The sequence below is a fragment of the Cypionkella sp. genome (assembly GCF_034376685.1).
Taxonomy (GTDB): Bacteria; Pseudomonadota; Alphaproteobacteria; order Rhodobacterales; family Rhodobacteraceae; genus Cypionkella.
Genome location: NZ_JAXMJJ010000029.1, coordinates 157,525 through 179,608, shown reverse-complemented (window position 1 = coordinate 179,608; position 22,084 = coordinate 157,525). Strand labels below are relative to the sequence as shown.

Genomic DNA, 22,084 nt, shown 5'->3' with positions numbered 1-22,084 from the left:
TTATCGGAAAAGCCGTCCTTTTGGGCGGCTTTTTGGTTTTCACGGCGATGAGAGCCAAGCTGCGGTGGCGTTCACACATTCGCGCCTTGTGGCCTGATCGGGTTCCGATTTAGCATGTGCGACAATCGAGCTGCGGCACAGCAGCGGCAGACAGGAGGTCGGGGATGCGGCAGATTTACCAGGGTTTTGCGCTGGCGGCGCTGATGTCAGGCGCGGGCATGGTCAGTGCTCAAGACGCGAAGGTGATCACCGCGCATGGCATTTCGACCTTTGGCACTCTGAAATATCCTGCCGACTTCAAGCATCTGGATTACGTCAACCCCGACGCGCCCAAGGGCGGCGAGATTTCGGAATGGGCCCCCGGCACCTTTGACAGCCTAAACCCCTATTCGGTGAAGGGTGTGGCGGCGGTTGCATCTTCGATCTTTTACGAAAGCATTCTGGCCAGCCCTGCCGATGAGATTGGTGCGGCCTATTGCTTGATGTGCGAGACGATGGAATATCCCGAAGACCGCTCTTGGGTGATTTTCCATCTGCGCAAGGATGTGAAATTCTCGGATGGCAGCCCGATGACGGCGGCGGATGTGGTGTTTAGCTATGAGATGTTCCGCGACAAGGGCATTGCGGAATACCGCTCGGTGTTCAACGCGAAGTTCCAGTCGGTGGAAGCCTTGGACGATTACACGGTGAAATTCACCTTCACCCCCGGTGAATCCTTCCGCGACATGCCAGCGATTGCGGGCGGCCTGACGGTGATGTCGAAGGCGGATTACGAGGGCAACAAGCGCGATCTGGAAGACAGCACGCTGAAGCCCTTCCTTGGCACCAGCCCCTATGTGCTGGACAGTCTGAAACCCGGCCAGCAGATCATCTACAAGCGCAACCCGGAGTATTGGGGCGTCAACCATCCGCTGAACGTCGGCCAGAACAACTTTGACCGCATCCGCTATGAATATTTCGGGGATGATACCGCGGCGTTTGAGGCGTTCAAGACCGGGATCTACACGTTCCGGCAGGAGAATTCGTCGAAGCAATGGGCGACGGGCTATCAGTTCAACAATCTCAGCAATGGATCTGTGATCAAGACCGAATTGCCGAATGGCAATATCGCCTCGGGGCAGGCCTTCCTGTTCAACCTGCGGCGCGAAAAGTTCCATGACCCCCGCGTGCGCGAGGCGATTGGGCTGATGATCAACTTTGAATGGTCGAACCAGACGCTGTTCTACGGGCTTTACAGCCGGGTCAACTCGATCTGGGAGAACAGCGATATGGCGGCGAAAGGAGCCGCCAGCCCCGGCGAGGTGGCGCTGTTGCAGCCCTTGGTGGATGAGGGTCTGCTGCCTGCGTCGATCTTGACCGATGATGCGGTGATGGCGTCGGTGTCCACCTCGGAACGGTCGATGGACCGTGGCAATCTGCGCAAGGCGTCGCACCTGCTGGATGAGGCGGGCTGGGAAGTGGGCGCGGATGGGATGCGGCGCAATGCCAAGGGCGAGACGCTGAAGGTCGAGTTTCTGGAAGACAGCCCCAGCTTTGAGCGGGTGATCAGCCCCTATGTCGAAAATCTGCGGGCTGTGGGGGTGGATGCGTCGCTCAACATGATTGACGCGGCGCAGATGAGCCAGCGCACCGATCCGCCGAACTTCGATTTCGACATCATCTCGGCCAATGCGGTGAACGGCGGATACGAGCCGGGCGGCGAGTTGAAGCAGGCGTATTCATCGGTGACGGCGAACAACTCGACCCGCAACCGCGCGGGCTTTGCCAATCCGGCGGTGGACAAGCTGTTGAATCTGGTCGAGGCGGCGAAAAGCCGTGAGGAACTGGATACCGTGGTGAAGGCGCTGGACCGGGTGCTGCGCGCACAACGGTTCTGGGTGCCCGCGTGGTTCAACGATTCCTACTTCGTCGCCTATTATGATCAGTATGAGCATCCCGCGACCCTGCCGCCCCATGCCTTGGGTGAGCTGAGCTTCTGGTGGTTCAACCAAGCCAAGGCCGACAAGCTGAAGGCAGCGGGTGTGTTGAAATAAATGCTGTCCTATATCCTTCGGCGGCTGGTTTTGGTGATCCCCACGTTGCTTGGCATCATGGTGATCAACTTTGCGATGACGCAGTTCGTGCCCGGCGGGCCGTTCGATCAGATCGAGGCGCGGATGCAGGGGTCGGGCGACTCGATCGCGGCGGTGACCGGAACCGGAAGTGGTGACGCGGGCGGCGAGGCTGATGGCGGCAAGGGCTATGTCGGGGCGCGCGGTCTGCCACCCGAGTTTCGCGCCAAGCTGGAAGTTGAATTCGGCTTTGCCCGTTTCATCTGCCCTGCGGGCTATGAAGGGTCGCTGCTGAAGCAGGCGAAAGACTGCCAGAAGGAAATGATCCCGGCCTATGAGCGGTTTTTCCTTATGATGGGGAAATTTATCCGCTTTGACTTTGGCCAAAGCTATTTCCGTTCTGAAAGCGTGATGGGGCTGGTGGCGGAAAAGCTGCCGGTTTCGATCACCCTCGGCCTGTGGTCGACGCTGATCGCCTATCTAATCTCGATCCCTTTGGGCATCCGCAAAGCGGTGACCGATGGCAGCAGATTTGACAGTTGGACCTCTGGCGTGATCATCGCGGCCTATGCAATTCCGGGGTTGTTGGTGGCGGTGATGCTGCTGGTGCTGTTCGCGGGTGGGTCGTATTGGAGAATCTTCCCGCTGCGTGGACTGACCTCAGAGAATTTTGATCAGCTGTCGCTGCTCGGTAAAGCCGGGGATTATCTGTGGCATATCACCTTGCCGGTGATCGCCAGCACGATTTCGTCCTTTGCCACGCTGACCTTGCTGACCAAGAACAGCTTTCTCGATGAGATCAAAAAGCAATATGTGATGACGGCGCGGGCGAAGGGCTTGCCGGAATCGCGGGTGCTTTATGGCCATGTGTTTCGCAATGCCATGCTGATCGTGATCGCGGGTTTTCCGGCGCTGTTCATCAGCGTATTCTTTGGCGGCAGCCTGATCATCGAGACGATTTTCAGCCTCGATGGTCTGGGCCAGCTTGGTTATAGATCGGCGGTCGAGCGCGACTATCCGGTGATCTTCGGCACATTGTTCGCCTTTGGTCTGATGGGGCTGGTGGTGGGGATCCTGTCGGATCTGATGTACGTCTGGATTGACCCCCGGATTGATTTCGAGCGGAGGGGATGATGGCATTGTCCCCGTTGAATCAGCGCCGCTGGCGGAATTTCAAGGCAAATCGGCGGGCATTCTGGTCGCTGATCCTGTTCAGCCTGCTGTTCGGGCTGTCGCTGTTTGCCGAAGTTCTGGCGAATGATCGCCCGTTGCTGGTGGAGTATCGCGGCGAATGGCGGATGCCTTTTCTGAAGTTCTATGCCGAGACCGATTATGGCGGCGATTTCCGAACCGAAGCGAATTACAAAGCCACCGAAGTGCAGTGCCTGATCGTGACCGGCGGCGTGCTGGATTGCTTTGATACGCCGGAAGATATTCTCGCCGCCGTGGCGGCGGGCAGTTACAGCGCCGAGGGTTTCGAGCAGGGCCGCATCATCTGGCCGCTGATCCCCTATTCTTACAACACGATCAATGATCTGGGCGGCAAAGCGGCCCCTTCTGCGCCAGATGCCGAGCATTGGCTGGGCACCGATGACACCAGCCGCGATGTGCTGGCGCGGGTGATCTATGGCTTTCGGTTGTCGGTGGCCTTTGCGCTGATCGTGACGCTGCTGACCTCGGTTATCGGCATCGCGGCGGGGGCGGTGCAGGGTTATTTCGGCGGCAAGGTCGATTTGATCTTTCAGCGCGTGCTGGAGATCTGGAGCGGCACGCCAGAGCTTTACGTCATCATCATCGTGTTTTCCGTCTGGCAGCGCAGTTTCTGGATCCTGATCCTGCTGATGATCGCCTTTGGCTGGACCCGGCTGATCGGCGTGGTGCGGGCCGAGTTTCTGCGGGCGCGGAACTTTGAATATGTGCGCGCGGCCAAGGCCTTGGGCGTGCCGGATTTCGTGATCATGGTGCGGCATGTGCTGCCGAATGCGATGGTGGCGACACTGACCATGCTGCCGTTCGTGATTTCGGGCACCATAGGCTCGCTGGCTGTGCTGGATTATCTGGGCTTTGGGCTGCCTGCATCTTTGCCCTCGCTGGGGCAGTTGTCGCGGCAAGCGCAACAGAATTTGCAGATGCCCTCGCTGGCGTTTACCGCGTTCTTCACCTTTGCCATCATGCTGTCGTTGCTGGTCTTCATCTTTGAAGGCGTGCGCGATGCGTTTGACCCCAGAAAGACCTTCCAATGAATGCTGTGTTGGAAGTGTCAAACCTGAACATCGGCTTTCGTCAGGATGGCCGGGAGATTGCCGCCGTGCGCGGGGTGAGTTTCAGCGTGGACAAGGGCGAGACGGTGGCGCTGGTGGGCGAGTCTGGCTCGGGCAAGTCGGTGACCGCCTTGTCGACGGTGGGGCTGTTGCCGGATAGCGCGCGGGTGACGGGCTCGGTGAAGTATCTGGGCAAGGAAATGGTTGGCGCGACGCAGGCGCAGCTGCGGGCGGTGCGCGGCAATGACATCAGCTTCATTTTTCAAGAGCCGATGACCAGCCTGAACCCACTGCACACGATCGAGCGGCAGCTGGTGGAAAGCCTGAGCCTGCATCAGGGCCTTAGCGGGGCTGCGGCGCGGGTGCGCTGTCTGGAATTGCTGGACAAGGTGGGCATCCGCGACGCCGAAAGCCGCCTGAGCGCCTATCCGCATCAATTGTCCGGCGGGCAGCGCCAGCGGGTGATGATCGCGATGGCTTTGGCGAATGGACCAGAGCTGTTGGTGGCAGATGAGCCAACCACGGCGCTGGATGTGACGATTCAGGCGCAGATTCTGGCGTTGCTCGCAGATCTGAAGCAAACCGAAGGGCTGTCTTTGCTGTTCATCACGCATGATCTGGGCATCGTGCGGCGCATTGCCGACCGGGTCTGCGTGATGCAGGGCGGCGAGATTGTGGAACAGGGGCTGACTGCGGAAATCTTTGCCAATCCACAGCACCCCTATACGCAAAAGCTGCTGGCGGCCGAACCGCAGGGGCGGCCTGATCCGGTGGCGGCTGATGCGCCTGTGGTGGTGGAGACCGAAAACCTGCGGGTGTGGTTTCCGATCCAGCAAGGGTTCATGCGCAAGGTCGTCGGCCATGTGAAGGCGGTGAATGAGGCGTCGCTGTCGGTGCGGGCGGGGGAAACCCTTGGGATTGTTGGCGAAAGCGGCTCTGGCAAGACCACGATGGCGCTGGCGATCTTGCGGCTGATTGACTCGACCGGTCGCATCACCGTGCTGGGGCGGGACATTCAGGATTTGCAGACCAAGGCGATGCGCGCCCATCGCCGCGACATGCAGATCGTGTTTCAGGATCCGTTCGGCAGTCTTAGCCCCCGCATGACGGCGGCAGAGATTATCGCCGAAGGTCTGGGCGTGCACGGGCTGGAACCGGGGCGCAATCGGGCCGAGATGGTGGCGGAAATCATGGCCGAGGTGGGTCTGGACCCGGCGATGGCCGCGCGCTATCCGCATGAGTTTTCCGGCGGTCAGCGGCAGCGCATTGCGATTGCGCGGGCGATGATCCTGCGTCCCAAACTGGTGGTGCTGGATGAGCCGACAAGTGCTTTGGATATGACCGTGCAGGTGCAGATCGTCGATCTGCTGCGCGCCTTGCAGCGCAAATGGGGCTTGGCCTATGTCTTCATCAGCCATGACCTGCGGGTGATCCGCGCGCTTGCGCATAAGGTGATGGTGATGAAAAATGGCGATGTGGTTGAGGCGGGTCTGGGGGCCGATCTGTTTGACAATCCGCAAACCGACTATACCCGCGCGCTGATGGCGGCGGCTTTCGGAGACAATCTGCGGCCATGAAAATCTTGTTCGTGCATCAGAATTTCCCCGGCCAATTCCTGCATCTCGCCCCGGAACTTGCGGCGCGCGGCCATGTTTGCATGGCACTGACCGATTTCAACAACAACCGTGTTTCGCCGATCCCCGTCGCCAAATACAAGCACGAAGCACCTGCCGTGGATCCTGCTGCGACGCGGCTTGGGCGCAACTATACCACGATGAGTGATCGTGGTGTGACGGTGGCGCGGGCGGCGCTGGCGATGCGGGCGAAGGGTTATGTGCCAGATGTGATCTTTGGCCACTCCGGCTGGGGGGAAACTTTGTTCCTCAAAGAAATCTGGCCCGAAGCCAAGCTGATCGTCTATGCCGAATTCTACTATCGCGGGCGCGGCGCGGATGTCGGCTTTGACCGCGAATTTGGCGAGCCGAATTTTGATCAGGTGTTGATTGCGCAGGGCCGCGCCACCTATCTGGGGCAGGCTTTGGCCCATGCCGATGCCGGGTTGTCGCCGACCGAATGGCAAGCCTCGACCTACCCTGACGCCTTGCGCAAGATGATCACGGTGATCCACGACGGAGTCGACACCTCAGGCATGGCCCCCGATCCGCAGGCGCGCTTCAGCTTGCCGAATGGTCGCGTGGTCACGCCGGGGGATGAGGTTCTGACCTTTGTGAACCGCAACCTCGAGCCCTATCGCGGCTATCACACCTTCATGCGGGCTTTGCCCGCCGTGATGGCGGCGCGACCGCAGGCGCAGGTGGTGATCGTCGGCGGCGATGAAGTGTCTTATGGCGCAGCCCCGAAGGGCGAAAAGGGTTGGAAGGAACGCTTCCTGTCGGAAGTGCGCGACCGTTTGGACCTTGGCCGCGTGCATTTCATGGGCAAGGTGCCCTACCCCGATTTCGTGGCGCTGATGAAGGTCAGCCGCGCCCATGCTTACCTGACCTATCCATTCGTTTTGTCATGGTCGATGATCGAGGCGATGGCGGCGGGGTGCCATATCATCGGCTCGGCCACCAAGCCGGTGATGGAGGCTTTGGAGCATGGCAAGACCGGAACCTTGGTCGATTTCTTCGATGTGCCGGGCTGGTCTGCGGCGATGATCGAAGGGTTGGCCCACCCCGAACGGTTCACCGAGATGCGCGCAGAGGTGCGCAAAGTCGCGCTGGAGCGCTATGATCTGCGCGGGAATTGTCTGCCGCGTATGGTGAGGTTTGTGGAGAGCTTCGCACCGACGGCCTAGACAGCCGCCGAATGCTTGGCCTTGCTTTGATCATAGGCATCGAACATCCGCGCCACCATACGGGTCAGCGGGCGGCTTGATTCGGGGATCGACAGGCCCGTCGCATCCAGCACCAGCATCTGTGGGAAGGCGCGTGCGGCAGTGGTCAGCAACGCATCCAGCCGCTCGGGCGTTACCGGGGAATCGCGCAGAATCTCGGCGCGGTTGATGTGGAAATCGCACATCAGCGCCTCGATCAGCCGACCGCGCAGGGTGTCTTCATCGGTAAAGGCATGGCCGCGCTCGGTTGAGAACTGGCCGGCGCGGATGGCTTTGGTATGGGCAGCGGTGGCGGGGGCGTTTTGCGCGTAGCCCTGTGGGAAGCGCGAAATTGACGAGGCCCCCAGCCCGATCAGGATCGGTGAGACATCATCGGTATAGCCTTGGAAATTCCGCCGTAGTTTTCCGGCTTTGGCGGCCTGCGCCATGCTGTCGCTGGGCTTGGCAAAATGGTCGATGCCGATTTCGGCGTAGCCATCTGCCAAAAACAACCGCCGTGCGATCTCAAACAGCTCCAGCCGTTCCTCGGGCGTCGGCAGAGCGTCAGTAGGGATCAATTGCTGGCGGCGGCTCATCCACGGCACATGGGCATAGCCGTAAAGTGCCACCCGGTCAGGCGACAAAGCCAACAGTTTTTGCACGGAATCGGCAATGCGCGTCGGGGTTTGGTGTGGCAGGCCATAGAGAATATCGGCGTTCAGGCTGGTCACGCCACGGGCGCGGATCATCTCGACCACAGCGAGGGTTGTCTCGTAGGGCTGTTCGCGGCCAATCGCGGCTTGGATCTGCGGATCGAAATCCTGCACGCCGATAGAGGCGCGGTTCATGCCAGCGGCAACCAACGCGTCAAGGCGCGGGGCGTCGATTTCCATCGGGTCGATCTCGACCGAGAAGGTGCCGCCATCGGCCATCGGCACCACATCGAAAATCTGCGCCGCCAGTTCGCGGATCAGATCGGGGGCGAGCATGGTGGGGGTGCCGCCGCCCCAGTGCAGTTTGGCCAACCGGATACCGGGGGCAAGATGGGCGCGCAGCAGCTCGATCTCGGCTTTCAGCACCTTGGCATAGGCACGCACCGGATCATCCGACACCGTGCCTTGAGTGCGGCAGGCGCAGAACCAACACAGGCGGCGGCAAAATGGGACGTGCAAATACAGCGAAATCTCTGTATTGACGGGGATACTGCGGATCCATCCTGCGAAATCGGCAGGCCCTATTGCACCGCTAAAATGTGGTGCGGTCGGGTAGCTGGTATAGCGGGGCACGCGCGCGTCAAAGAGACCGAGCTGCATCAGTTGCGAATGGACTGTCATGAGCGTAGTTTGACAGCGAGTGTGCCCGGATGCCTTGACCCAGATCAATCGACCCGAACCCATCAACCGAAAGGCCGGATATGTCGCATCATGACCCGAAGATCGCCGATCTGAATTGTGGCGACTGTCCGATCCGGCACCGGGCGGTTTGCGCGCGGTGTGAGACGGATGAGCTGCACCTGCTGGAGTCGATCAAATATTACCGCAGCTTTCAGGCCGGGCAGCCGGTGATCTGGTCGGGCGACCGGATGGAGTTTGTGGCCTCGGTCGTCACCGGCATCGCGACGCTGACCCAGACGATGGAGGATGGTCGGCGGCAGATGGTGGGTTTGTTGCTGCCGTCGGATTTTGTCGGACGTCCGGGGCGGGCGACGGCGGCTTATGATGTGACCGCCACCACCGATCTGGTGATGTGCTGTTTTCGCAAGAAGCCGTTTGAAGAGCTGATGGGATCAACCCCGCATATCGCGCAGCGGTTGCTGGAAATGACGTTGGATGAGTTGGATGCCGCACGGGAGTGGATGCTGCTTCTGGGCCGCAAGACTGCGCGCGAGAAGATTGCCAGCCTGCTGGCGATCATCGCGCGGCGGAATGCCTCGTTGAAGAAGGCGCCGGGCACCGGGGGGGCGCGGTTTGATCTGCCGCTGACCCGTGAGGAGATGGCGGATTATCTGGGCCTGACATTGGAGACGGTCAGCCGTCAGATCTCGACTTTGAAACGGGAAGGCGTGATCGTGCTGGAAGGCAAGCGGCATGTGGTCGTGCCGAATCTGGACCGTTTGCTGGAAGAAACCGGCGACGATTCCGATGGCGGGATGCTGAACTGAGGTCCCAACTCGGGACCTTTTGAAATCGTTTGAAAACAATGGCTTGACCCTATCGCGTTAAGTGTTTCTTAATCCCTCAACCCCTCATTCAAGGATAGGCCATGCCGCAACCGCCAGATCCCGAACAGCCCAACGGTGCCTTGACCCTGCGCACGCTGACGATGCCGCGCGATGTCAACAACAACGGCGATATCTTTGGCGGCTGGGTGCTGTCTCAGATGGACATGGCGGCGGGGATTGTGGCCTCGGCTCGGGCGCAGGGCCGGGTGGCGACGGTGGCGATTGACGCGATGCAGTTCATCCGCCCGGTGAAGGTTGGCGACGTGCTCTGCATCTATGTCAGCATCGCGCGGGTCGGGCGAACCTCGATGGGCTTGCAGATTGAGGCTTGGGTGCTGCGCAACCGCCAGGCGCTGCGCGAAAAGGTGACGCATGGCATGTTTACCTTTGTGGCGATTGATGAGGCGGGCAAACCGCGCGAGCTTCCGGCAGAGTAAGCCGCCATCACGCTTGCGCGAGCATTCCCGCTTATCAGACCAAAGGCTGATCTTGCAGCGCCCGCCTTGTGCTATGGTGGCGGTGCAGGGCTACGGTGCGCCGTCCCTGCACTCTCGCAGGACCGGGGCTTGTGCTGCCTTGGTTGATCCTGCGACGTTGCTGCGGAACGTCTGATCGCAAGGAGATCTGTGATGCACTATAGCAAACACCTGACCGCGTTGAGCGCGGCTTTCATTCTGGGATCGAGCCTTGCTGCGCAGGCGGCAGGGATGCTGGCCGATGCCAAGGGCATGACATTGTATATTTTCGACAAGGATGCAGGCGGGGTTTCGGCCTGTTATGACGACTGTGCGGTGAAATGGCCGCCCTATCTGGGCAAGGCCGATGACAAGATGGCCGAAGGCTGGACACTGGTGGACCGCACCGATGGCAGCAAGCAATGGGCCTATGACGGCAAGCCGGTGTATTATTTCGCGGGCGACAAAGCCAAGGGCGAGGCCAATGGCGACGGTTTGGGCGATGTTTGGCATGTGATCAAGGAATGATCCGAGCCCTGCCGGGCTAAATTGAAAAGAGGCGAGGGGAAACCCTCGCCTCTTTGTTTTGGCCCGCTTGGTTAGCGGCTGCTTCCGCGTTTTACAGGGCGGCGGCATGCCTGCGGAGCTGAATTACTGGGCGTCAAAAAATGCCCGTCACATAAAGCAGAATAATCACGACAATCGGAATCCCGAGGAAGTATGCGACAATGCCTTTCATGGCGGTCTCCTTTGGTTGGAAGCACTCGACTTGAAAGACAAACCCTGTAAGCCCGATTTGGTTCCCGCTGACCGGTAGGCAGCGCTTCAGCCGTCGTGCCACGGTCGTCGCCGACTGATCGGGAACCGTTTGGCGATGTCTGCGTTTTCTCTTCATGCGGCAGACACCGCCTGCGCCGATCTGGTGAAAGGTTTGCGCGGGGCTCTGGCGCGATGCAGGTGCACGCTGTGCTCAGAGGAGATGTATCATGGATAAAGACCGGATTGTAGGCTCGGCCAAAGTGGTCAAGGGCAAGGCGAAAGCTGCGATTGGCTCGGCGATTGGCGATGCCAAAATGAAAGCCGAAGGTCAGGCCGATCAGGTTGAAGGCCGAGTGCAAAACGCCGTCGGCAGCGCCAAAGACACAGTGAGAGATGTGATCAAGGGCAAGTAAGCCCAAACAATTCGCGGGTTGGCTGTTCAGGCCAATCCGCCCCCTGCCCCTTTATCATGGAGTTATCCGATGTCGCTTGGAACCATTCTGCTGATCATTCTAGTGATCTTCCTGCTCGGCGGCTTTAGCGGTCGTTTCGGTGGCTATGGCTATGGTTATGGCCACGGCGGCGTCGGTGTGATCGGCGTGGTGGCGATTATCGTGCTGGTGCTGTTGCTGACCGGGCGGATGTGACGGGATTGGGCAGCCCGGCCATGCGCGTCGGGCCATCAATCTGTGGCGGAGCAGCCCTATTCTGATCGTTTCAGCAGCTTGCAATCTTAATGGGTTGCATACGCCTATGTTGACAGTGCGTGCACTGCGTTTTTCTGCATAGCTTATCGGACCACCATCAATACAATCCCAAATCGCGCATGATTGGCGGCCAGTCCTTGATACGCTTGCGGGCTTTATCAGGGAATTTCCCTGCCACAGCATGAATGATCACGTTCAACAGGGTGGTCATCGCCCCGGTGCTTTCCAGAAATGCATCCACTTTTGTGGTGACGTGAAACACCAAAGGTGTCTCCTGTGCCGCCCAAGTGTTCAACTCATCCGTCACAACCACGACCGTCATGCCCAACCGAATGGCCGTCTGGACAATCGGCAGCGCTTCACGCGCGTATGGTGCCATATCCACCATCACGAGGCAGCGGGCTTCATCGGCACGACGGAACGACGGGATCCACTCGACCAAGCCACCGTCATGCGGTGACAAAAACCGCACCGAGCCGCGCACGATGGACAAGCGCCGGGTGAAATCCTCGGCAATGCCGCGAATGGTCTGGAATCCCATGACAAAAACTTCGTCCGCTGCAGCGATGGCGTCGATGGCAATCGGCCAAACGGGTTTGTCGACTTCATGCGCGAGGGCCAGCACTGCATCGGCATCGCGCTTAAGGATGGCACCGATTTCGCCATCGAGCAGGCGGAAATAGCGCTCGCTGGGTGAGATATGGGTGTGCACCAGCGCGGCCTGCAAGTCTTCCTTCAGCCCCTGCAAGCCTTTGAAGCCTGCGCGTTTCAGGAAACGGCTGACGGTGATCTCACTGACCCCGGTTTTGGCGGCGATCGAGGCACCGGTTTCCAGCCCCAAGGTAGCTTCGTTGAGAGTAAGCCATTGCACAATGACTGCCTCAGATTTGGTCAGCACACCGGAAAGGCTGCGCAAACGCGCGGCAAGGGGAGAATCCTCGGGGGTTTCAGGCATATTGTTCATGGCAGAGTTTACATCAAATATCTAATATGGTAGCGATCTGTCATAACCATAACATGCTCGACTCGCCGCTGCCAACAGATTCTGACCAAAGCGGAGTGGTAAGAGCGACAACCGGGAGATCATGATGAAGGCTTTTGGAGTGGCCGTTTCGCTGGCCCTGATGACGGGTGCTGCGCAGGCGGAAGAGACGCTGGCGCTGTATAACTGGGGCGATTACATCAACCCCGAAATTCTGACCAAGTTTACCGAGGAAACCGGCGTCAAGGTGACGTTGGACACCTATTCCTCGAACGAGGAAATGTTGGCGAAAATTCAGGCGGGTGCAACGGGCTATGACATCGTGTTCCCCTCGGTGCATATGAATGACATCATGTTGAAGCTGGGCCTGTTGGAAAAGACCGACATCAACCTGTCGCCGGATTTCAAGAACATCGACCTGGCCAACCTGCGATCCAAAGAAGATCAGACCAGCAGCTATTGCCTGCCCTATGCCTGGGGCACGGTGGGGGTGTTTTATAACGAGAAACTCACCGGGCCGCTGACGTCTTGGGCGGATTTCTTTGCGGTGCCGGAAAAGACCGGCGGCAAGATCACCCTGCTGGACGACATGCGCGAAGTGCTGGCGATTGGGCTGATCGCGAATGGCAAATCGGTGAACTCGGCGGATCCGGCGGATATCAAACTGGCGACCGACTACATTCTGGCGCACAAGGCCAGCGTGTCGGCATTTTCCTATGACAGCATGGCGATGATGACCTCGGGCGATATTGCGGCGGCGCATTTCTTTGTCGGCGGCAACGTGTTTTTCACCCAGACGCCCGAGATCAAATACATGATCCCCTCGGAAGGGGCGACGATGTATCAAGAAAACATCTGCGTGCTGGCCTCGGCGCCGAACAAGGCAAACGCAAAGTCCTTCATGGAGTTCTACCTGCGCCCGGAGATCGCGGCGCTGAACGTGGCACAGCAGTATAATGGCACCGCCAACGTGCCCGCCCGCGAATTAATCCCGGCAGAGATCAAGAACAATCCGAACATCACTGTGGGGCCGGAAACCATCGCGCGGCTGCAAATCTTTGAAGATATTGGCGCTGCGTTGAAGTTGTATGATCGCGCGTGGAACACCATCCGCACCGCGCAGTAAACATAGCTTGGCACTGATCGGGCGGTCCTTTGTGGGCCGCCTTTGTTCACCGGGATATCTGACATGGCACTTCTTGAAATCCGCAATGCGCGGCGCGAATTCGTCACACCTGAAGGCGGCAAGTTTGCAGCCCTCGATGGGGTCGATTTGGACGTCGGCGCACATGAGTTTGTCACGCTGCTGGGGCCTTCGGGGTGTGGCAAGACAACGCTGTTGCGATCGATCTCGGGGTTTGAGACCCTTGATGGCGGCGCGATCTTGCTGGATGGCGCTGATCTGGCGGCGCTGCCGCCGTTCCGCCGCCCGGTGAATACGGTGTTTCAAAGCTATGCGTTGTTCAGCCATATGTCTGTGGCGCGCAATGTGGGTTATGCGCTGGAGGTGCGCGGAGAGGATCGTGCCAGCCGCGAGCGTGCCGTGGCTGAGGCGTTGGAGAAGGTCGGGCTGACTGGCATGGGCGCGCGCAAGCCATCGCAACTGTCGGGCGGGCAACGCCAGCGTGTCGCGCTTGCGCGGGCGATCATTGGCAAGCCTAGGTTGTTGCTGTTGGATGAGCCGCTGTCGGCGCTGGACCGCAATCTGCGCCAACAGATGCAGATCGAGTTGAAGACGCTGCAAAACACCCTTGGCATCGCGTTTATCTTCGTCACCCATGATCAGGAAGAAGCGCTGACCATGTCGGATCGCATCGTGGTGATGCGCGCGGGCCGGATCGAGCAGATCGGCACCCCGCGCGAGATTTATCGCCATCCGAAAAACCGCTTCGTGGCGGAGTTTGTCGGTGAAACCAATCTTTTCGCGCTGACCATCGACCGGATTGAGGCGGGTCAGGCTTTGGGCCGCACGGTTGAGGGGCTGGAGCTGATGCTTCCCGCCGGTGCCGCCAAGGCCGGAGACAAAGCCGTGGCCGTCCTGCGCCCGGCGGATTTCACACTGTCGGATCACGGCATCGCCGCCACCGTCACCAAGGCGGTTTATCTGGGCTCTGACCTGCATCTGTTCGTGCAGCCCAGTGTTGGCGGCCCGGAAATCCGCGTCACCGCCCGCGATAGTGCGTCCGCCCCGAAAGAGGGCAGCGCCGTACATCTATCCTACGATCCAGCAGCACCGCATGTGCTGGAGGCGGCATAATGGCCATCAGGCGACAAACCCTTGTGCTAACAACGCTTTTAACCCCGGTGACGTTGTTTCTGGGCGTATTTTTCCTGCTGCCCCTGCTGATCATCGCGCTGTTTTCTTTCCTGACTCCGGGGCTTTACGGTGGTGTCGAATGGGCGTTTTACCACTGGAACTATGGCCGGATTTTTGGCTGGGCCGATGACATCCTTGAAGTCTATGAGCCGATCTATCTGCAAATCCTTATGCGCAGTCTTGGCTTTGCCGCGCTGACGGCCCTGCTGTGTTTGCTTTTGTGCTACCCGGTGGCGTTCTGGGTCAGCCGTTTGCCAAGCCGCTGGCGGATGTTGTTTCTGTTCCTGATCACGCTGCCGTTCTTTTCCAGCCTGATCGTGCGGCTGTATGCGTGGCTGTTGATCCTGAAGCCTTCGGGAATTTTGAACACGGTGTTGATCAGCGTCGGCGTAATTTCCGAGCCGTTGGAAATTCTCTACACGCCTGCCGCCGTGGTGCTGGGCATGGTCTATGTCATGGTGCCGTTCATGTTTCTGCCGCTGTATTCGGCTGTCGACAATCTGGATCGGGCGCTGATTGAGGCGTCGATGGATCTTGGCGCCACCCGGTTGCAGACCTTCGTGAAAGTGGTGTTGCCGCAGACCCTGCCCGGTATCTTAGGCGGTGCGGTGATTGTGTTCATCCCTTCTGTCGGCAACTTCATCGTGCCGGATGTGCTGGGCGGCGCAAAGGGGCTGATGATCGGCAATCTGGTCGAGCAACAGTTTCTGTCGGCGCGCAACTGGCCGTTTGGCTCGGCGCTGTCGATGATCGTGATGGCGGTGGTTCTGGCGGTGCTGCTGGGGTCAATGGCCTTCGCCAAGCGCAAAGGGGGCCAGAATGCGTAATCCGATTGGCTGGGCCGCGCTGACGTTGTTCTCGCTGGTGTTCTTCCTGTTCATCTACGCGCCGTTGTTGGTGATCATCGGCTATTCGTTCAACTCGAACCCGGTCAATATGATGATCTGGGAGGGGTTCACCTTTGACTGGTATCGCGGCCTGCTGGGTCTGGGCGAACGTGTGGCCGATCCGAACAGCCGCGCGACCTATATCGAAAGCACGGATCAGATGCTGGCGGCGCTGAAAGCCTCGTTGACGGTGGCGGCTTTCACCACCACGGTTTCGACCGTGATCGGCACGGCGACGGCCATCGCCCTTGCCCGCTATCGCTTTGCCGCGAAAGGGTTTTACAACGGCTTTCTGATGTTGCCGATGATGATGCCTGATATTGTGCTGGGCATAGGGCTGCTGATTTTCTTCGTCACCATCGGGATGAACCTGTCGATGCTGACCATCATCATCGGGCATTGCACCTTCCTGACTTCGTATGTGTTCATCATCGTGCAAGCGCGCATCGCGGGGCTTGATCCGGCATTGGAAGAGGCTTCGGCCGATCTGGGTGCGTCGGAATGGGTGACGTTGCGCAAGGTGCTGCTGCCGCAACTGGCACCGGGGATCATTGGTGGGGCGCTGCTGGCCTTTGTGATCTCGATGGATGATCTGGTGATCACCTATTTCGTGGCGGGCACCGACAACACCACGCTTCCGGTATTCATCTTCGGCATGGTGCGCCGGGGGGTGAAGCCAGAGATTAACGCCATCGCAACCATGATGATTGCGGCCTCGATCGTGATCGCGGCTTTGGGACTATGGCTGCGCGCCAGAAAGACGGAATGAGATGAAAGATACGAACTTGAAACTGGGCCAGAAACCTCGGGCCCGCGATCTTGGCTTGCCGTTTCCCGGCAAAACCGGCCCGCTGAATGCGATCACCGATGTGCCGGGTGTCGCGGTAGGGTTTTGCACCCTGACCGACCCTGCGCGTAACATGCGCACGGGTGTCACGGCTATTCTGCCGCGTCCGGGCACGGTGCCGATGCCAGTTTGGGCGGGGCAGTATTCGTTGAACGGCAATGGCGAGATGACGGGCACGCATTGGATCCATGATGCGGGTTATTTCGTGGGGCCGATCTGCATCACCAACACCCATGGTGTGGGCGCGGTGCATACGGGGGCCGTGCGCTGGATGATCGACACCTATGCGGATTATTTCCAGAACCATCACGCTTGGGCGATGCCCGTGGTGGCCGAGACCTATGACGGTGTGCTGAACGATATCAACGCGCTATATGTGCAGCCCGAACATGCCATCGCTGCCCTGAATGCGGCAAGCACCGGCACGGTGGCAGAGGGGTCCACCGGCGGCGGCAACGGCATGATCTGTTACGAGTTCAAGGGCGGCACAGGCACCTCATCGCGGTTGATTGAGATCGGCGGGCAAAGCTACACCGTGGCCGCCTTGGTGCAGGCCAATCACGGCATCCGGCCTTGGCTGACCATTCTGGGCCGCCCAGTTGGCCAGTTGATGCCCGAGGATTCGCTGCACGCCACCGAGATGGGCTCGATCATCGTCATCGTGGCCACCGATGCGCCGTTGTCGGGGCTGTCGCTGCGGCAGGTCGCCAAGCGTGCGGCAATCGGCATTGGGCGGGGGGGCACACCGGGCGGCAACAACTCGGGCGATATCTTCATGGCGTTCTCGACCGCCAACGCAGGCCCGGTGCCGCAGTTTGCGCCCGCTGTTGTGACCAAACAAGAGCTGAACGGCGAGGTGCTGGACCCGCTTTATCTGGCCTCGGTTGAAGCGGTGGAAGAAGCCATCGTCAACGCCATGGTTGCGGGGGAGGACGTGGTAACCTTCAAGCCTCAGGGGGTGATTTGCCGCGCGATCAACCACGACCGCTTGCGCGGGATTTTCGGCGGGTCTGAGGCTCGATAAATCTGCGCACAGGGGGCACCGTGCACGCCCTACGGCAAGATCGGGGCAGATCCATGCGACAGTTGGCGCCGACTGACGGTCGCGCCTCCATTGACTGCCTCGCGGAGCATATCAAATGAAGATCACCGCCATGAAAACCTTTATCGTGCCGCCGCGCTGGCTGTTCCTGAAGATCGAGACCGAAGAAGGCGTCTCGGATTGGCGGGAGCCTTTGGTCAAGGGCCGCGCGCTGACGGTTGAGGCGGCTGTGCATGAGTTGGCCGATTACCTGATCGGCCAAAGACCCGCTCCGGATCGAGGAGCATTGGCAGGTGATGTATCGCGGCAGTTTTTATCGCGATGGCGGTTGTCGATATCATCCAGCCCGACAATTGCTCGGACTACGCGCCGGCAGAAACGGCAGTCACTCCAGACGTACCACCGCGCACGCCATTTGTGATCGAAATGGTTTGCCGTCCTCTCAAACACTGAGACGGTTGCGAATGCCGCTCGCATAGGTGCGCCCGACCGTCAGTCTGGTGCCGTCGCTGATCTGAAGCGTCAATCTGCCGTCAACGCCGCGTTGAATCTTCTGGATTGCCTTGAGACTGACCAAAGTGCTGCGGTGAATCCGAACAAAGCCATAGGGGGCGAGTTTGGTTTCCAGTGCAGCCATATTCTCTGGGTAAAGACAGACTTTCTCGGTAAGGTGAAGCTGCACATAGTCCCGCTCTGCCCTTGCATAGATGATGTCTTCAATTTCGACCCGCAGCAAACCGCTGCGATGCCTGATCCAAAGCGCCGGGTTGGGAATGGTGACTTCGGCCAGTGTTTCCCGCAAGCTGTGGACCGTCGTTGTCAGTTCTTCAACCTTGCAAGACGATGCGCGTGCCGCGATGGCCAAGATGGCGCGCTCAATCGCCTTCGTCAGCCGGACCGGGTCGACAGGCTTGGTCACATAGTCGACGGCCTCAACCTCAAAGGCGCGCAGCGCGTGTTGATCGTAAGCGGTGACAAAGATGATTTGCGGCGCTGACGCACCCAACCTTTCAAGGACGCTAAAGCCGTCACCGCCCGGAATCTGAATATCCAACAGCAGCAGGTCGGGTTTCAATCTTTCCGCTTCAGCAACAGCTTGCTTCACGTCTGCCGCTTCACCCACCACCAGAACCGACTCCAGCCGCCGCAACATGCGGATCAAGCGACGGCGCGCGATGGGTTCGTCGTCGACAACAAGAACCGTCGTCACCGTCACGGCGGCCCCCACGACATCGGCAGCGTAATCTGCACTTTGAAGCGGTTCTGGGCCGACAGCGTCGCCTCGCACGCGCATTGTTCCGGCCAACGCGCCTGCAACCGATGCGCGACGTTTTCTAAGCCGATCCCAAGCCCCGCTGCTTGTGACGCACCGCTTGGCGGAACGGTGTTTTCCACCCATAGCCGCAGAGTGCCTTTGGGTTCTTCTGCAACACCAATCACCAATTCGGCAGGCCCCTGCATCTGCGAAATGCCATATTTTACTGCATTTTCGACCAAGGGCTGCAAAATCAACGGCGGCACCAAAAGGTCGTCCAGACCCGCAGCCACCTCGGTTCTTACCTGCAAGCGGTCTGAAAAGCGCACCTTTTCGATGCCAAGGTAGTTCAGCTGCATCGCCAGTTCATCGGCGAGGCGAATATCATGCTCGGGGTTCAGCGTCACGGTTTGACGCAAGAACGACGCAAGCCTCAAAAGCATTTCATGCGCCTGAACGCTGGCATTTTCCTCGATCAACCCGGCGACAGAATTCAATGTGTTGAACAGAAAATGCGGGCTGACCTGATACTGCAAGGCGCGCATTTGGGCTGCCAATGCCTCTTGCCGCACGGCGGCCACCCGTTGTTCGACCTCGCGGACGTGATCGCTGTATTGCAGCGCAAGGTAGAGACAAGACCAGCCAAAAAGCTCGGACGTGGTGAAAATCACCACCTGCGCGAAGACGGCCTTATCGAATGGAACGGGTTGGGGATAAACAAAATAGGCATGAATGCCCCAATCCAAAAAACCGGATACCGGCGAAAGCGCCAGAGCAAGCCCACAGCCGACCAAGGCTTTGTAACCCAGCCGGACCTTTCGCATTTTCCAAAGCACCAAAGTGATGATGATCGCCAGAATAGCGTCTCCGGTCATGCCGATCAGCTTGCCCGGCGCGGTGACAATCGGATCATAGCCCGCCAGACCCCAGACCAGACTGGCGACAACAAAATAAGTCGCGGCATAGGCCAAGCCAAGCTTGACCACATTGGGGCCAAAAGCCCGCGGCCCAGTCTTTGCTGCGCCTGCGGGCGGCGGTAAAGGCACGGCTGCATCAAACATCGGCGCATCATTCACCGCAGATTTCCCCCTGTCCAGCGACGTTCGTCGACGAATTCGGTGCCTTCGTAGACTAAGCCTTCGCCGGGCGATCTGACAAACCTAAGCATGGCAGCGAAGATTTGCTTCGCCTTCCGTGTGAAAAAGGATTTTGCCATGTTCACCCCCGCCATTTCTGCCGGTTTCAAGACCATCAACATCCTGCCAGACACCAACAGCGAAATGCTGGGCGCGGCGATCACGCTGCAAAATGGCAATCTGCTGCTGGTGTCTGAAGCTTATGGCAGTAATGGCGAAGTCTTTATGCGCCAGTTCACCCCAGACGGGCGCAGCTTGACCACTGCCGCCCAAGTGAACACCACCACCTTCGGTTCGCAAAAGGATGTTGAGGTTACACAGCTAGAGAACGGCAACTTTGTTGTCGCCTGGACAGATACCAGCGAGACCGCCCCGGATTTCACTGGCACCACGGTGCGGTTTCAGGTGTTCAATGCCGCAGGCAACAAGGTTGGGGGCGAGGTCGCCACGCCAATGACGACCACGGGCGATCAAGAGCTGACCTCGGTGGTGGCGCTGGATGATGGCCGCTTTGCGGTGGTCTGGACCCATCGCAGCGAGGCCGCGCCGCGCATGCGCGTCTATAACGCCAACGGCACCCCGGCGGGTGACGAGCAGATCTTGACCGAAGCCACCTACGCCCGGGGCATCGGGGCGATTACATCCTATGGCGATGGCGGCTTTGTACATGCGGTGGCGACTGGCATCTTCTCCAACGAGACCGTCAGCGTGCAGCGCTATTCAGACACCGGCAGTCCGATCGGTGGTCTGATCCAGGTCGCGGTCGGCGGCGATTACCGCAGCATCCGTATCGAAGAACTCTCCGATGGCAGGCTGGCGGTGACTTGGACCGATACCAGCGAGACTCCGCCCTACAACCACGGCTCTATCGTCCGGGGCCAGGTCTTGTACCCGAACGGCAGTCTGGCCGGCTCGGTGTTTACGGTGTCTGACGATATTTTTTCCGAACATCGTGCGTCAAAAATTACCGCGCTCAGTGATGGTCGATTTGCCGTAACTTGGAACACCGGCCCGGCGGATGAGGTTTATCAGCACAAAGAGGTCATGCGCATCTACAATGCGAACGGCACCCCGGCCAGCGAGATCATCACGGTCTATGATCAGCAAGAAACCTATAACGGAATCCGGTTGCTTTCTGGCTCGATCGTTTCCGTCAGCGAATTGCCGGATGGTCGGCTGGTGTACACCTTCAGCGCTTTGACGCCAAGCGGATCAGATTTCATCACCGCCACCCGCATCGTCGATCCACGCTCGGCCTTGGATGTAACTCTCGGCAGCGAGCACAACAATTTCACCGGAACCCGCTACAACGACGAGATCAATGGCGGCGGTGGCGATGACAGTCTGCTTGGCGCTGGTGGCAATGATCGTCTGGATGGTGGAGCTGGAAACGACAGCCTTGTCGGCGGGGCGGGCCATGACAGCCTTATCGGCGGATTGGGCGATGACCGTCTGCAAAACGATGCGGGCAATGATACGCTGGATGGCGGGGCAGGCATCGACACGGTCATCTTTACCGGCAGCGCGGCGGTCACCGTCAATCTTGCCCTGACCACGGCGCAGAACACCGGCTATGGCACCGACACGCTGCGCAACATTGAAAACGTATTGACCGGCAGCGGCAACGACGACATCAGCGGCAACGCGGGCGCAAACAAGATACAAACCGGTGCGGGCAACGATATCTTGCGGGGTTGGGCTGGCGACGATTTGCTTTACGGTGGCGCGGGCGCGGATCGACTCATCGGCGGCGCGGGGCGCGATCTGCTGTATGGTGGGGCCAATGACGGCGCCAGCGATGTGTTTGTTTTCACCGCAATCACAGACAGCGCCAAGGGTGCCGCGCGCGACGTGATCTTTGATTTCGTCGCGGGGACGGACAAGATTGATCTCGCAGCCATTGATGCCAACGCGGCGCTTGCTGGCAATCAGGTCTTTACATGGACGGGCACCACATCTGCGGCCAATGCGCTGTGGTATACGGTAAACGGCGCGAATGTCTTGCTGCGCGGCGACGTGAATGGCGATGGTGTCTTTGACTTTGAGATCCAGGTTGCGGGAATAACAACTCTAGCTTCAACGGACGTAATCTTGTGAGCAAATGTCTGGGAAGGTTTGAAAGTCGAGGGTTTTCTCGGCCAGTTTCGGGCCATGCCACCCAAATTCTCCACCACTGTGGTGCAATCACTGATTTGAACTGCGGCAATGAAGAGGCGGATCGTACGGCAATTAGGATGGCGGAATTGTATGCGCCGGACATTGCACGGAGAGTCCAGATCGAAGATCGGTATGGCTTGTGCAAAGGCAGCGAGGCGGTAAAGTCATTTGGTGCTGCGGATTGCGCGA

Annotated in this window: 21 protein-coding genes and 1 pseudogene; 17 read left to right on the top strand and 5 right to left on the bottom strand. The window is 59.2% G+C overall.

Annotation, left to right across the window (positions count from 1 at the left end):
• The first annotated feature begins 164 nt into the window (after positions 1-164).
• Genes U1A24_RS06925 through U1A24_RS06905 form a run of 5 tightly spaced genes read left to right on the top strand, consistent with a single transcriptional unit; the run spans position 165 to position 7,112 of the window.
• Positions 165-2,033: an extracellular solute-binding protein gene (locus U1A24_RS06925; protein WP_322321235.1), complete on the top strand. Its 1,869-nt coding sequence runs from the start codon at positions 165-167 to the stop codon at positions 2,031-2,033.
• On the top strand, positions 2,034-3,185 hold the full coding sequence (locus U1A24_RS06920) for a microcin C ABC transporter permease YejB (protein ID WP_322321234.1): 1,152 nt from the start codon (positions 2,034-2,036) through the stop codon (positions 3,183-3,185).
• On the top strand, positions 3,185-4,294 hold the full coding sequence (locus tag U1A24_RS06915) for an ABC transporter permease (RefSeq protein WP_322321233.1): 1,110 nt from the start codon (positions 3,185-3,187) through the stop codon (positions 4,292-4,294). Before U1A24_RS06920 ends, U1A24_RS06915 begins: the two co-directional genes overlap by 1 nt.
• Complete coding sequence (locus U1A24_RS06910) at positions 4,291-5,889, top strand: ABC transporter ATP-binding protein (protein WP_322321232.1); 1,599 nt, start codon at positions 4,291-4,293, stop codon at positions 5,887-5,889. Before U1A24_RS06915 ends, U1A24_RS06910 begins: the two co-directional genes overlap by 4 nt.
• Positions 5,886-7,112: a glycosyltransferase gene (locus tag U1A24_RS06905; RefSeq protein WP_322321231.1), complete on the top strand. Its 1,227-nt coding sequence runs from the start codon at positions 5,886-5,888 to the stop codon at positions 7,110-7,112. The genes U1A24_RS06910 and U1A24_RS06905 overlap by 4 nt, the downstream gene beginning before the upstream one ends.
• Here the strand turns inward: U1A24_RS06905 and hemN are convergent.
• Entirely contained in the window at positions 7,109-8,464 is a 1,356-nt protein-coding gene (gene hemN / locus U1A24_RS06900; protein ID WP_322321230.1) for an oxygen-independent coproporphyrinogen III oxidase, read from the bottom strand. The genes U1A24_RS06905 and hemN overlap by 4 nt on opposite strands.
• Positions 8,465-8,544: 80 nt before the next feature.
• On the opposite strand from hemN, the gene fnrL reads away from it, so the two are divergent.
• The 3 genes from fnrL (at position 8,545) to U1A24_RS06885 (ending at position 10,334) form a co-directional block, all read left to right on the top strand.
• Positions 8,545-9,291, top strand: coding sequence for a transcriptional regulator FnrL (fnrL, locus tag U1A24_RS06895; RefSeq protein ID WP_322321229.1), 747 nt, complete (start codon positions 8,545-8,547; stop codon positions 9,289-9,291).
• A gap of 101 nt (positions 9,292-9,392) precedes the next feature.
• Positions 9,393-9,788 (top strand): acyl-CoA thioesterase, encoded by a 396-nt coding sequence (locus tag U1A24_RS06890; protein ID WP_322321228.1) that lies wholly within the window; start codon positions 9,393-9,395, stop codon positions 9,786-9,788.
• A 192-nt stretch (positions 9,789-9,980) separates the two neighbouring features.
• Positions 9,981-10,334, top strand: a complete 354-nt coding sequence (locus tag U1A24_RS06885) for a hypothetical protein (protein WP_322321227.1) — start codon at positions 9,981-9,983, stop codon at positions 10,332-10,334.
• Positions 10,335-10,467: 133 nt separating this feature from the next.
• On the opposite strand, the gene U1A24_RS06880 is transcribed toward U1A24_RS06885, so the two are convergent.
• The gene (locus U1A24_RS06880; protein WP_322321226.1) at positions 10,468-10,701 is read right to left on the bottom strand and encodes a hypothetical protein; all 234 of its coding nucleotides are present in this window, start codon (positions 10,699-10,701) and stop codon (positions 10,468-10,470) included.
• 91 nt (positions 10,702-10,792) lie between these two features.
• On the opposite strand from U1A24_RS06880, the gene U1A24_RS06875 reads away from it, so the two are divergent.
• Positions 10,793-10,978 (top strand): CsbD family protein, encoded by a 186-nt coding sequence (locus U1A24_RS06875; RefSeq protein ID WP_322321225.1) that lies wholly within the window; start codon positions 10,793-10,795, stop codon positions 10,976-10,978.
• Between the two features lie 69 nt (positions 10,979-11,047).
• Positions 11,048-11,212 carry a DUF3309 family protein gene (locus U1A24_RS06870; protein WP_322321224.1) on the top strand — a complete coding sequence of 55 codons (165 nt, stop codon included), beginning with the start codon at positions 11,048-11,050 and terminating at the stop codon, positions 11,210-11,212.
• A gap of 157 nt (positions 11,213-11,369) precedes the next feature.
• Here U1A24_RS06870 and U1A24_RS06865 read toward each other — a convergent pair whose 3' ends face one another.
• Positions 11,370-12,236, bottom strand: a complete 867-nt coding sequence (locus tag U1A24_RS06865) for a MurR/RpiR family transcriptional regulator (RefSeq protein ID WP_322321223.1) — start codon at positions 12,234-12,236, stop codon at positions 11,370-11,372.
• 124 nt (positions 12,237-12,360) lie between these two features.
• Between U1A24_RS06865 and U1A24_RS06860 the strand changes: the two genes are divergently transcribed.
• The 6 genes and pseudogenes from U1A24_RS06860 to U1A24_RS06835 form a co-directional block, all read left to right on the top strand.
• Positions 12,361-13,380, top strand: coding sequence for a spermidine/putrescine ABC transporter substrate-binding protein (locus tag U1A24_RS06860; RefSeq protein ID WP_322321222.1), 1,020 nt, complete (start codon positions 12,361-12,363; stop codon positions 13,378-13,380).
• Positions 13,381-13,443: 63 nt separating this feature from the next.
• A complete protein-coding gene (locus U1A24_RS06855) occupies positions 13,444-14,511 on the top strand; it encodes an ABC transporter ATP-binding protein (protein WP_322321221.1) in 1,068 nt (355 codons plus the stop codon).
• A complete protein-coding gene (locus U1A24_RS06850; protein WP_322321220.1) occupies positions 14,511-15,398 on the top strand; it encodes an ABC transporter permease in 888 nt (295 codons plus the stop codon). The genes U1A24_RS06855 and U1A24_RS06850 overlap by 1 nt, the downstream gene beginning before the upstream one ends.
• Complete coding sequence (locus U1A24_RS06845) at positions 15,391-16,227, top strand: ABC transporter permease (protein WP_322321219.1); 837 nt, start codon at positions 15,391-15,393, stop codon at positions 16,225-16,227. The genes U1A24_RS06850 and U1A24_RS06845 overlap by 8 nt, the downstream gene beginning before the upstream one ends.
• 1 nt (position 16,228) lies before the next feature.
• Entirely contained in the window at positions 16,229-17,329 is a 1,101-nt protein-coding gene (locus tag U1A24_RS06840) for a P1 family peptidase (RefSeq protein WP_322321218.1), read from the top strand.
• A gap of 115 nt (positions 17,330-17,444) precedes the next feature.
• Positions 17,445-17,673, top strand: a pseudogene (locus U1A24_RS06835) (D-galactonate dehydratase); the annotation flags it as partial.
• Positions 17,674-17,789: 116 nt separating this feature from the next.
• On the opposite strand, the gene U1A24_RS06830 reads toward U1A24_RS06835, so the two are convergent.
• Positions 17,790-18,557: a LytTR family DNA-binding domain-containing protein gene (locus tag U1A24_RS06830; RefSeq protein WP_322321216.1), complete on the bottom strand. Its 768-nt coding sequence runs from the start codon at positions 18,555-18,557 to the stop codon at positions 17,790-17,792.
• Positions 18,558-18,559: 2 nt separating this feature from the next.
• Positions 18,560-19,663 carry a sensor histidine kinase gene (locus tag U1A24_RS06825; protein ID WP_322321215.1) on the bottom strand — a complete coding sequence of 368 codons (1,104 nt, stop codon included), beginning with the start codon at positions 19,661-19,663 and terminating at the stop codon, positions 18,560-18,562.
• 153 nt (positions 19,664-19,816) lie between these two features.
• Between U1A24_RS06825 and U1A24_RS06820 the strand changes: the two genes are divergently transcribed.
• The gene (locus U1A24_RS06820; protein WP_322321214.1) at positions 19,817-21,835 is read left to right on the top strand and encodes a calcium-binding protein; all 2,019 of its coding nucleotides are present in this window, start codon (positions 19,817-19,819) and stop codon (positions 21,833-21,835) included.
• Positions 21,836-22,084: the final 249 nt, after the last annotated feature.

What these genes read in the sequence shown, in the direction of transcription:
- U1A24_RS06870 (WP_322321224.1), top strand. Translation starts at nt 11,048, where the DNA reads ATGTCGCTTGGAACCATTCTGCTGATCATTCTAGTGATCTTCCTGCTC.
- U1A24_RS06885 (WP_322321227.1), top strand. Translation starts at nt 9,981, where the DNA reads ATGCACTATAGCAAACACCTGACCGCGTTGAGCGCGGCTTTCATTCTG.
- U1A24_RS06905 (WP_322321231.1), top strand. Translation starts at nt 5,886, where the DNA reads ATGAAAATCTTGTTCGTGCATCAGAATTTCCCCGGCCAATTCCTGCAT.
- U1A24_RS06865 (WP_322321223.1), bottom strand. Translation starts at nt 12,236, where the DNA reads ATGAACAATATGCCTGAAACCCCCGAGGATTCTCCCCTTGCCGCGCGT.
- U1A24_RS06845 (WP_322321219.1), top strand. Translation starts at nt 15,391, where the DNA reads ATGCGTAATCCGATTGGCTGGGCCGCGCTGACGTTGTTCTCGCTGGTG.
- hemN (WP_322321230.1), bottom strand. Translation starts at nt 8,464, where the DNA reads ATGACAGTCCATTCGCAACTGATGCAGCTCGGTCTCTTTGACGCGCGC.
- U1A24_RS06820 (WP_322321214.1), top strand. Translation starts at nt 19,817, where the DNA reads ATGTTCACCCCCGCCATTTCTGCCGGTTTCAAGACCATCAACATCCTG.
- U1A24_RS06825 (WP_322321215.1), bottom strand. Translation starts at nt 19,663, where the DNA reads ATGTTTGATGCAGCCGTGCCTTTACCGCCGCCCGCAGGCGCAGCAAAG.
- U1A24_RS06915 (WP_322321233.1), top strand. Translation starts at nt 3,185, where the DNA reads ATGGCATTGTCCCCGTTGAATCAGCGCCGCTGGCGGAATTTCAAGGCA.
- U1A24_RS06925 (WP_322321235.1), top strand. Translation starts at nt 165, where the DNA reads ATGCGGCAGATTTACCAGGGTTTTGCGCTGGCGGCGCTGATGTCAGGC.
- fnrL (WP_322321229.1), top strand. Translation starts at nt 8,545, where the DNA reads ATGTCGCATCATGACCCGAAGATCGCCGATCTGAATTGTGGCGACTGT.
- U1A24_RS06920 (WP_322321234.1), top strand. Translation starts at nt 2,034, where the DNA reads ATGCTGTCCTATATCCTTCGGCGGCTGGTTTTGGTGATCCCCACGTTG.
- U1A24_RS06850 (WP_322321220.1), top strand. Translation starts at nt 14,511, where the DNA reads ATGGCCATCAGGCGACAAACCCTTGTGCTAACAACGCTTTTAACCCCG.
- U1A24_RS06855 (WP_322321221.1), top strand. Translation starts at nt 13,444, where the DNA reads ATGGCACTTCTTGAAATCCGCAATGCGCGGCGCGAATTCGTCACACCT.
- U1A24_RS06875 (WP_322321225.1), top strand. Translation starts at nt 10,793, where the DNA reads ATGGATAAAGACCGGATTGTAGGCTCGGCCAAAGTGGTCAAGGGCAAG.
- U1A24_RS06860 (WP_322321222.1), top strand. Translation starts at nt 12,361, where the DNA reads ATGAAGGCTTTTGGAGTGGCCGTTTCGCTGGCCCTGATGACGGGTGCT.
- U1A24_RS06880 (WP_322321226.1), bottom strand. Translation starts at nt 10,701, where the DNA reads ATGAAGAGAAAACGCAGACATCGCCAAACGGTTCCCGATCAGTCGGCG.
- U1A24_RS06890 (WP_322321228.1), top strand. Translation starts at nt 9,393, where the DNA reads ATGCCGCAACCGCCAGATCCCGAACAGCCCAACGGTGCCTTGACCCTG.
- U1A24_RS06910 (WP_322321232.1), top strand. Translation starts at nt 4,291, where the DNA reads ATGAATGCTGTGTTGGAAGTGTCAAACCTGAACATCGGCTTTCGTCAG.
- U1A24_RS06840 (WP_322321218.1), top strand. Translation starts at nt 16,229, where the DNA reads ATGAAAGATACGAACTTGAAACTGGGCCAGAAACCTCGGGCCCGCGAT.